Origin of the sequence: Streptomyces racemochromogenes (assembly GCF_044129415.1) — a bacterium.
Taxonomy (GTDB): Bacteria; Actinomycetota; Actinomycetes; order Streptomycetales; family Streptomycetaceae; genus Streptomyces; species Streptomyces racemochromogenes_A.
Window position 1 is genome coordinate 1 of record NZ_JBBDHD010000195.1, and the last position, 8,847, is coordinate 8,847.

Below are 8,847 nucleotides of genomic sequence, written 5' to 3' on the forward strand. Positions count from 1 at the left end.
CCCGAAAGAAAAACACAACGACCTGGCCGGCGCAGCCCCCGCCCCCCCCCCCCCCACCCCCCCAAAAACCGGGGGGGGGGGGGGCCGACCCCCCCCCCCCCACCCCCTGGTCGGGACCTGGTTACTTGACGTTGACGGCCGTCCACGCGGCCGCCACCTGCTGGTACTCCACGCCCGTCGAGCCGTACAGGTCGGCCGTCGCCTTCAGGGTCGCCACACGGGCGCCCGCGTAGTCGGTGGTCGAGGTCATGTAGGTCGAGAGGGCCTTGTACCAGATCTTGTACGCCTTGGTCCGGCCGATGCCCGCGACGGTGGAACCGTCGTACGTCGGCGAGTTGTACGCCACACCGTTCACGGTCTTCGCCCCGCTGCCCTCGGACAGCAGGTAGAAGAAGTGGTTCGCGACGCCCGACGAGTTGTGCACGTCGAGCCGGCCCACCGTCTTGGACCAGTAGTCGGCGGAGGCGCCGTCCTTGCTGGGCTTGTCCATGTAGCGCAGCGGGGAGCCGTTGCCCCGGATGTCGATCTTCTCGCCGATGAGGTAGTCGCCCGGGTCGGAGGCGTTGTTGGCGAAGAACTCCACCGAGGTGCCGAAGATGTCGCTGGTGGCCTCGTTCAGGCCGCCGGACTCACGGCTGTAGTTGAGCTTGGCCGTGGCGGCGGTCAGGCCGTGGCTCATCTCGTGGCCCGCCACGTCCAGCGCGGTCAGCGGCTTCTGGTTGTTCTGGCCGTCTCCGTAGGTCATGCAGAAGCAGCTGTCGTCCCAGAAGGCGTTCACATACGCGTTGCCGTAGTGGACGCGGGAGTAGGCGGCCCGGCCGTCGCCGGCGATGCCGTTGCGGCCCAGCTCCGACTTGTAGAAGTCCCAGGTGACGGCCGCGCCGTAGTGGGCGTCGACAGCGGCGGTCTGGCGGTTCGACGGGGTGCCGTCGCCCCACTTGTCGTCCGCGTCGGTGAACAGCGTGCCCGTACCGGAGGTGCCGCCGTTCAGGTCGTAGGTCTTGTGCCCGCCGCGCGCCGTGTCGGTCAGGCTGAACGCCGACCCGCTGGGCGCGGTGCCGAGGGTGACGGTGCCGGAGTACTCGCTCGTCCCGACGCCGGTGTCGATGGCCTCGTACGAGTAGAGCTCGGCACCGGTGGCGGCGTCCGTGATGACGTGCCGCTCGCTCGGCGTGCCGTCGTGCTGGGTGCCGGTGACGACGGCCTCGTAGGCGAAGACCGGCTTGCCGGTCGCGGCCCACACGACCTGCCGCGCACCGGCGGGAGCCCGCAGGGTGGAACGGGCCGCGGCCGGGGCTATCTTCGCCTCGACGGCCTTGTCGGTCTTGCGGCTGCCGTCCTTCTTCTGGTGGACGACCAGGTCGCCGCCGAGGACGGGCAGGCCCTGGTAGGTGCGCTCGTAGCGGGTGTGGACGGTACCGTCGGCGTCCTTGATCACGTCGCGGGCGACGAGGCGCTCGTCACCGGCCAGACCGATGGCGCGCGCGGTGTCGGCGGCGGCGTTCTGGGCCTCGCCGATCGCCTGGGCGCGCGCCCCGGCGGACAGGGTGAGGGCGGTGGCACCCGCCTCCCGCTCGGCGGACGCGCTGGCGGACCCCGTCTGAACCGCGATGGCGACCATGGCCGCCGAAGCGACGATCGCGGCGGCGCGCAGCGTGCGGGGGGTGCGGGAAGAAGACATGGGGAAGGTCTCTCCTTGTGAGCCGTGGGGGGACTGGCTGAGAGAGTGCCAGGAGAATGACCGAAGTGACAGGTACGCAACAAGGATTTGACCTTCCGTTGTCCGTTGAGCGGAGCACAAGCACCGCCCAACGAACGAAAACGCCCCATTCCACTTCCCTCGCACGGCAGTTGCCGTGCGTCTGACACCGAACCGCACCACCTACCCTGTCGGTGTCGAGCTGCAAGGAAGGGGCAAGGCCGCATGTCGTACGACGCCCCAGACTGGCGCCGGACGCCGAGACAAGAGAAGCGCGTAGCGATCTGACGCGGACGGCGGCGCCGATCACAGCAGGGGGTCCCGGATGCCCGGGGAAGCGGCCCCCGACGGCCCCGGCTCATCGCCGAGGGAGCCGGATGTCCCAGGCAGGACCGCGCCGTCCTTTTGGGGGTTCCCGGCAGTCCTTGTCTTTCCGGTTCGGGACGGTCCGTCAAGGGTCGCCGCAGGCGATCGCGAAGCGACGCGACCGCAGGGAGCGCCCTTGACAGGGCGGCCCGAACCGGAAGGGCAGTGGGACTGACGGGAAACCCCCAACCCATCCCTGAGACCGGCCCGCCCGCACCCCGACCACCCCCGACCCCGGTCCGCGCCGATCACCGCCCGGCGGGACACGGCCCCGACCCACCCACCCGGGGGCGGGTGGGCAGCCACCGCCCGGCCCCTGCCCCTCGCGGGGGAGACAGCGGGCCTACCGGGGCAGGACCCGGACCCGGGCGGGCGCTTCCGCGGCAGCCGCAGCCCTGCGGGTCTCACGCATGATCAGCAGGCCGTTGACCACCATCAGCGTCGCGGTCGCGCAGTGGACGCCGAACGCGATGGCCACGGAACCGTGGTGGGCCAGAACATTCGTCATGTCGCCGTAGGCGGCGAGGGCCTCCACCAACAGCGCCCAGCCCAGCGCCCGGCGATGACCCGTCACCAGCAGGACGCCCAGGACCAGGGCCAGGACGACGTCGCGGATGCCCTTGACGACCAGGAAGCCGCCGCCGTCGCCGGACGGCCGGCTCGGCAGGCCGTAGCCCGGCGCCGTCGTCTCCGGGCTCAGGATGTACTCCGTCCCGAACCAGAGGATGAAGAGGATGAAGGCGGCGGCTAGAACGGTGTTGGTCTTCTTCAGTGACACGGTTCCCCTCCTTGCGGGTTTCGCCGATCAGGCGAGGGCGACGACCAGCAGGGTGAACGCGGCGATGATGACGGCGACGCGGAGGTAGTGGTAGCGCTCCCAGCGGCGCAGCTGCTCCTTCCAGTCGGCGGGCCGGTTCTCCGGGGTCCAGGTCTTGTTCCGGTTGTTGATCGGGACGAGCAGCAGCACCGACATGACCACGCTGACCAGCAGCAGTCCGGCGGCGGTGACGACGAGTCCGGCGCCGCGGTGGGGCCAACCGACGACGGCCCAGGTCCCGCTGAGGACGAGCGAGCCCACGTACCAGAACGGCATCAGGGCGCCGAGCATCCGGCCGCCGTGGGCATGGCCGAGCTGGCCGCTGTCCTCGGGAAGCGCGTCCAGGATCCGGTTCACGACGAAGACGACGGAGAACTCCACCCCCACCATCACGCCGACGACAACAGTGGTGACGACCTCAAGTGCGCTGAGCATGACAATCCCCCTGAACTAGCACTGCTTGATGTTGAGGCAACGCTAGACCTGCCGACGCTCGGTTGTCTAGCAGTGCTAGGATCCGTCCATGTCGGTACAGGAACGCAAGCAGCGCGAGCGGGCGGAACGCGAGCGCCTCATCGTGGCGACGGCCCGCGAACTCGCCGAGCAGCAGGGCTGGGACGCGGTCACCACCCGCCGGCTCGCCGAGCGCATCGAATACAGCCAGCCCGTCCTCTACAGCCACTTCCGCGGCAAGCGCGAGATCATCGGCGCCGTCGCCCTGGAGGGCGCCGCCGAGATGGCCGTGACGATGCGGGCCGCGACCTCCGGCGCGGACAACCCCCGCGAGCGGGTCGCCGCCCTCGCCCGCGCCTACCTCGACTTCGCCGCACGCAACCCGGCGGTCTACGACGCCTTGTTCCAGCTCGACGGCGGCCTGCCGTACGCGCGGGAGGACACCCCGGAGCCCCTGAAGGACGCCTTTGCCGCGCTGGTGGAGGGCCTGAGCGAGGTCGCCGGGGACGGCGTCGACCCGGGGCTGTTCACCGAGGTGTTCTGGGCGTCCCTCCACGGCCTGGCAACCCTGACCCGCGCGGGCCGACTGCTGCCCGAGCACGCCGAGCCGAGGATTCAACTCCTGGTGGACCGACTGGCCAAGCCCTGACCTGTCCGGGCCCCGGCCAAGAGTTCACCAGCCCAAGAAGACCGCCGGCCGCCAAGAAGAGAGAAGCGCGTGGCGATCTGTCGCGGAGGGGGACCCCGATGGACTGTCTCGTCGGCCCGGCTGGCCGGCAAGGCAGCCCCCGACAACCCCCCGGCCCCGGCCCGCCGCTCGCCACCGCCCGGCGGGACAATGCCGCCGACCCACCGCCCCGCACCCGGGGAGGCGGGTGGGCGGCCACCGCCCCGCCCCCACCCCTGAAGGGGGAAGAAGCGGGCCCCACCGGAACCCCGCCTCCCCCTACCCCGGTCCCGTGGACCCCCGGACCACCAGCTCGGGCTGGAACACGTACTCCGTCCGCTGGACCGGCGTGCCCGCCACCGCCTCCAGCAGCGCCCCCACCGCCGCCGTGGCCATCGCCCGTACCGGCTGGCGGACCGTCGTCAGCGGCGGGTCCGTGAAGGCGATCAGCGGCGAGTCGTCGAAGCCGACCACCGAGACGTCCTCGGGCACCCGCAGCCCCCGCTCCCGGGCGGCACGGATGACCCCGAGGGCCATCAGGTCGCTGGCGCACACCACCCCCGTGCAGCCCCGCTCCAGCAGGGCGATGCCCGCCGCGTGTCCCCCCTCGACGCTGAACAGGGTGCGCTGGACCAGCCCCTCCCCGTCGGCCCCGGGCCGCGCTGCCAGGAACCCCTGCTCCTTGCGCGCGGAAGGGACGTACCGCGTCGGGCCGATGGCCAGCCCGATCCTCCGGTGCCCCAGCTCCTCCAGGTGCCGTACGGCCATGTCGGCCGCCGCCCGGTCGTCCGGCGAGACGAAGGGTGCCTGCACGTGCTCGTTGAAGCCGTTGACCATCACGAACGGAACCCCCCGCGCCGCCAGCCGCTGGTAGCGCGCCGGGTCGGCGGTCGCGTCCGCGTGCAGCCCGGACAGGAAGACGATCCCGGTGACCCCCCGCTCCTCCAGCTGCTCGACGAGCTCGTCCTCGGTCGCCCCGCCCGGCGTCTGCGTGCACAGCACGGGCGTGTACCCGTGCCCGGCCAGCGCCTGTTCGATGACCTGCGCGAACGCCGGAAAGATCGGGTTGGTCAGCTCGGGGATGAGCAGGCCCACCAACCCGTTGCTCCGCCGTTTGAGCCGTACCGGCCGCTCGTAGCCCAGCAGGTCCATGGCGGCCAGCACCCGGTGCCGGGTGCCGGCCGCCACGCCCGCCTTGCCGTTGAGCACACGGCTGACGGTCGCCTCGCTGACCTGGGCCTGCGAGGCGATGTCCGTCAGCCGCAACGGGGAACTCACCCCTGCCACCACACAGCGGTGTCGGCGGGGACCACGTCCGGGTCGCTCCTCAGCTCACCGCTGGCCAGGAGCACCGAACCCGCTCCCGGTATCCGCACGTCCTCCTCCGTCATGTTGACGGTGCAGACGAACGCCCCCCGCCGGAACGCCAGTACCCCCTCAGGCGCCTCCAGCCACTCCACCGCGTCGCCCGCCCCCAGGTCCGGGTGCTCCCGCCGGATCCGCAGCGCCGCACGGTAGAGCTCCAGCGTCGACTCCGGGTCCCCGGTCTGCGCCTCCACGCTCAGCCCGGCCCACTCCGCGGGCTGCGGCAGCCAGCTGCCCCCCTCACCGAACCCGTACGGGGCGGTGTCCCCCGACCACGGGATCGGCACCCGGCAGCCGTCGCGCAGCCCGTCCTGCCCGTTCGCCTTGAAGAACGACGGGTCCTGGCGCACCTCGTCGGGCAGGTCGGTCACCTCCGGCAGCCCGAGCTCCTCCCCCTGGTACACGTAGGCGGAGCCCGGCAGCGCCAGCATCAGCAGTGCGGCCGCCCGCGCCCGCGCGAGGCTGCCGAACCGCGTCCGGTGCCGGACGACGTCGTGGTTGGACAGCACCCAGGTGGTCGGCGCGCCCACGGGCCGCATGGCGTCCAGCGACTCGTCGACGGCGGCCCGCAGCGCGGCAGCGTCCCAACCGGTGGTGAGGTAGTGGAAGTTGAAGGCCTGGTGCAGCTCGTCGCGCCGCACGTACAACGCGGTGCGCGCCACGCTCGGCGCCCACGCCTCCGCGACCCCGATCCGCTCGCCCGCGTACTCGTCCAGGACCTTCCGCCACGACCGGTAGATCTCGTGGACCCCGTCCTGGTCGAAGAAGGGCAGCACCTGGTTGCCCAGCAGCTTGAGCTGCTCGTCGCGCCCCAGGTCGGGCAGGCCGGCCGCCTTCACCAGGCCGTGGGCGACATCGATCCGGAACCCGTCCACTCCCAGGTCCAGCCAGAACCTGAGCACGGAGCGGAACTCGTCCTGTACGGCAGGGTGTTCCCAGTTGAAGTCGGGCTGCTCGGGCGCGAAGAGGTGCAGGTACCACTCCCCGTCCGCGACCCGGGTCCACGCCGGCCCGCCGAAGATGGACTCCCAGTCGTTGGGCGGCTGCTCGCCCGACTCCCCCTTGCCGGGGCGGAAGTGGAAGCGTTCGCGCAGCGGGGTCCCCGGGCCCTCCCGCAGTGCCTGCTTGAACCATTCGTGCTGGTCGGAGCAGTGGTTGGGGACGAGGTCCACGATGATCCGCAGGCCCAGCGCGTGGGCTTCGCGGATGACGGCGTCGGCGTCGTGAAGGGTGCCGAACATGGGGTCGATGGCCCGGTAGTCGGCGACGTCGTAGCCGGCGTCGGCCTGCGGGGAGGCGTAGAAGGGGCTGAGCCAGACGGCGTCGACGCCCAGCTCCTTGAGGTAGGGCAGTCTGCCGCGGATGCCCGCCAGGTCCCCCATGCCGTCCCCGTTGGAGTCGGCGAAACTGCGCGGATAGACCTGGTAGATCACCGCGTCTCTCCACCAGCCGGACCGGGTCCCGGTCGGGGTGGGGAGAGCGTCGGCGAGGTGCTGGGTCATGGTGTCCTTGGAGAGATCGGGCCGGTCGTACGGAAGGCGGACGGGGCAGACGCGGGGCGCGATGCGAACGCCGGGGTGGTCAGCCCTTGGTGGCGCCCGCCGTCATACCGGCGACGAGGTGACGCTGGGCGAACAGGAAGAAGACGGCCGCGGGGATCGCGATGAGGACGGAGGCCGCGCTCATCGCACCCCAGTTGGACGTGTACTGCGTGACGAAGGTCTGGAGGCCGCCGGCGAGGGTGAGGTTCTCCTCGCCGACCATGAAGGCCGAGGCGTACGCGACCTCGCCCCACGCGGTGATGAAGGCGTAGAAGCCGGTGACGGCGAGGCCGGGCCGGGCGAGCGGGAGGATCAGGCGCCAGAAGGTGCCGAAGGGGTTGAGTCCGTCGACCCGCCCCGACTCGTCGATCTCGACCGGGATGGTGTCGAAGAAGCCCTTCATCATCCAGGCGCAGAACGGCACGGCGATGGTGAGGTACGTGATGATCAGTCCGAGGGGCTGGTTGAGCAGCCCGAGGTCGCCCATCAGGTTGTAGAGCGGGACGATGAGGATGGCCATGGGGAACATCTGCGTGATGAGCAGGGTCCACATGAGCGGCTTCATGCCGGGGAACCTGAACCGGCTGACGGCGTAGCCGGTCGTGGCGGCGATGAAGACGCCCAGCACGGTCGTGACGCCGGCCACCAGCACCGAGTTCCAGAACCAGCTCAGGAAGTGGCTGGACTCCAGCAGATCCGTGTAGTTGTCGAGCGTCGGTTCCTTCACGAAGTCCGTGCTGATGGCGTACTTCGCGGGCTTCAGGGAGGTCAGCAGGATCCACAGCACCGGGAAGACGGCGATGACGGACGCGACGAGGAGGGTGGCGTGCAGGCCGAAGGAGGCGAGCGGCGAACGCGCACCACGCGGACGGACGGCCTTCGGGCCGGTCTCGGACACGGCACCGGACACGGAAGGGGACGCGGAAGCGGACACGGTCACCACACCTCTCCCTGCTTGCGCAGCGAGCGCCGGTAGACCAGCGCGAAGATCATGAGCAGGCCGAGGATCAGCACGCCCCAGGTCGCGGATCCGGCGAAGTCGCGGGGGCTGGCGACGAAGGCCTGGCGGAAGGCCTGGGTCACGAGGATCTCGGTGGAGTCGCCGGGGCCGCCCCGCGTGAGCAGGAAGATCACCGGGAACATGTTGAAGGTCCAGATGGTGGAGAGCAGGATCACCGTCATGCTGACGGCGCGCAGCCCCGGCAGGGTGATGTGGCGGAACCGCTGCCACGGTCCGGCGCCGTCCATCTCGGCCGCCTCGTAGAGCTCCGCGGGGATCGACTGGAGCCCGCCGAGCAGCGCGACCATCATGAACGGCACGCCGAGCCAGACGTTGACGGCGATGACGGAGACCTTGGCCCAGGTCGGGTCGTCCAGCCACGGGACGGCGGAGATCCCCCCACCGTCGAGGATCTTGTTGAGGATGCCGTTGTCGCGGTTGAAGAGGAACCGCCAGGCGAAGACGGAGACGAAGCCGGGCACGGCCCAGGGCAGGATGAGCGCCATCCGGTAGGCGGCGCGCCCGCGGAACTGCCGGTTGAGGACGGTGGCCAGGCCGAGCCCGAGGGCGAAGGTGATCGAGACGCAGGCGACGGTCCACACCACCGTCCACACCAGCCGCTGCCAGAACACGGCGTCGCCGAGGACCGCCGCGTAGTTGTCGAGACCGACGAACTCGTACGTGGCCTCGATGTGGCGGACGCCGATCGTCCGGGAGACGTTGCGCTCGCTGGCGTTGGTCAGCGACAGGTAGACGCCGCGGACGAGCGGCCAGCCGACGATGACGCCGAGGACGAGGACGACCGGGGCGACCATGGCCCAGGCGTACCAGTGCGTGGCGAGGGCACGGCCGAGGCCGCCGCGGGGGCTCCCGGCGGCGGTGGCGCTCTTGGCGGTCGTACGGGCGGGGCCGGGGCCGCGGCCGGCGAGGGTCGTCTCG

The 8,847-nt window shown here is 71.1% G+C and carries 8 protein-coding genes; 1 reads left to right on the top strand and 7 read right to left on the bottom strand.

Annotated elements, in window-relative coordinates; genetic code table 11:
• Positions 1–121: 121 nt before the first annotated feature.
• The 3 genes from WDV06_RS34730 to WDV06_RS34740 form a co-directional block, all read right to left on the bottom strand.
• Positions 122–1,681: a M4 family metallopeptidase gene (locus tag WDV06_RS34730; RefSeq protein ID WP_395513806.1), complete on the bottom strand. Its 1,560-nt coding sequence runs from the start codon at positions 1,679–1,681 to the stop codon at positions 122–124.
• A gap of 727 nt (positions 1,682–2,408) precedes the next feature.
• Positions 2,409–2,843, bottom strand: coding sequence for a DUF4267 domain-containing protein (locus WDV06_RS34735; protein WP_395513807.1), 435 nt, complete (start codon positions 2,841–2,843; stop codon positions 2,409–2,411).
• A gap of 27 nt (positions 2,844–2,870) precedes the next feature.
• Positions 2,871–3,317, bottom strand: coding sequence for an anthrone oxygenase family protein (locus WDV06_RS34740; protein ID WP_395513808.1), 447 nt, complete (start codon positions 3,315–3,317; stop codon positions 2,871–2,873).
• 88 nt (positions 3,318–3,405) lie between these two features.
• On the opposite strand from WDV06_RS34740, the gene WDV06_RS34745 reads away from it, so the two are divergent.
• The gene (locus tag WDV06_RS34745) at positions 3,406–3,984 is read left to right on the top strand and encodes a TetR/AcrR family transcriptional regulator (protein WP_395513809.1); all 579 of its coding nucleotides are present in this window, start codon (positions 3,406–3,408) and stop codon (positions 3,982–3,984) included.
• Positions 3,985–4,281: 297 nt separating this feature from the next.
• Here the strand turns inward: WDV06_RS34745 and WDV06_RS34750 are convergent, their stop codons facing one another.
• The 4 genes from WDV06_RS34750 to WDV06_RS34765 form a co-directional block, all read right to left on the bottom strand.
• Positions 4,282–5,289 (bottom strand): LacI family DNA-binding transcriptional regulator, encoded by a 1,008-nt coding sequence (locus WDV06_RS34750; RefSeq protein ID WP_395513810.1) that lies wholly within the window; start codon positions 5,287–5,289, stop codon positions 4,282–4,284.
• On the bottom strand, positions 5,277–6,869 hold the full coding sequence (locus WDV06_RS34755) for a glycoside hydrolase family 13 protein (RefSeq protein ID WP_395513811.1): 1,593 nt from the start codon (positions 6,867–6,869) through the stop codon (positions 5,277–5,279). The genes WDV06_RS34750 and WDV06_RS34755 overlap by 13 nt, the downstream gene beginning before the upstream one ends.
• A gap of 79 nt (positions 6,870–6,948) precedes the next feature.
• Entirely contained in the window at positions 6,949–7,818 is an 870-nt protein-coding gene (locus WDV06_RS34760; protein WP_395513813.1) for a sugar ABC transporter permease, read from the bottom strand.
• Positions 7,819–7,844: 26 nt separating this feature from the next.
• Positions 7,845–8,847 (bottom strand): carbohydrate ABC transporter permease (locus WDV06_RS34765; protein ID WP_395513812.1); only part of this gene is annotated, 1,003 nt, incomplete at its 5' end.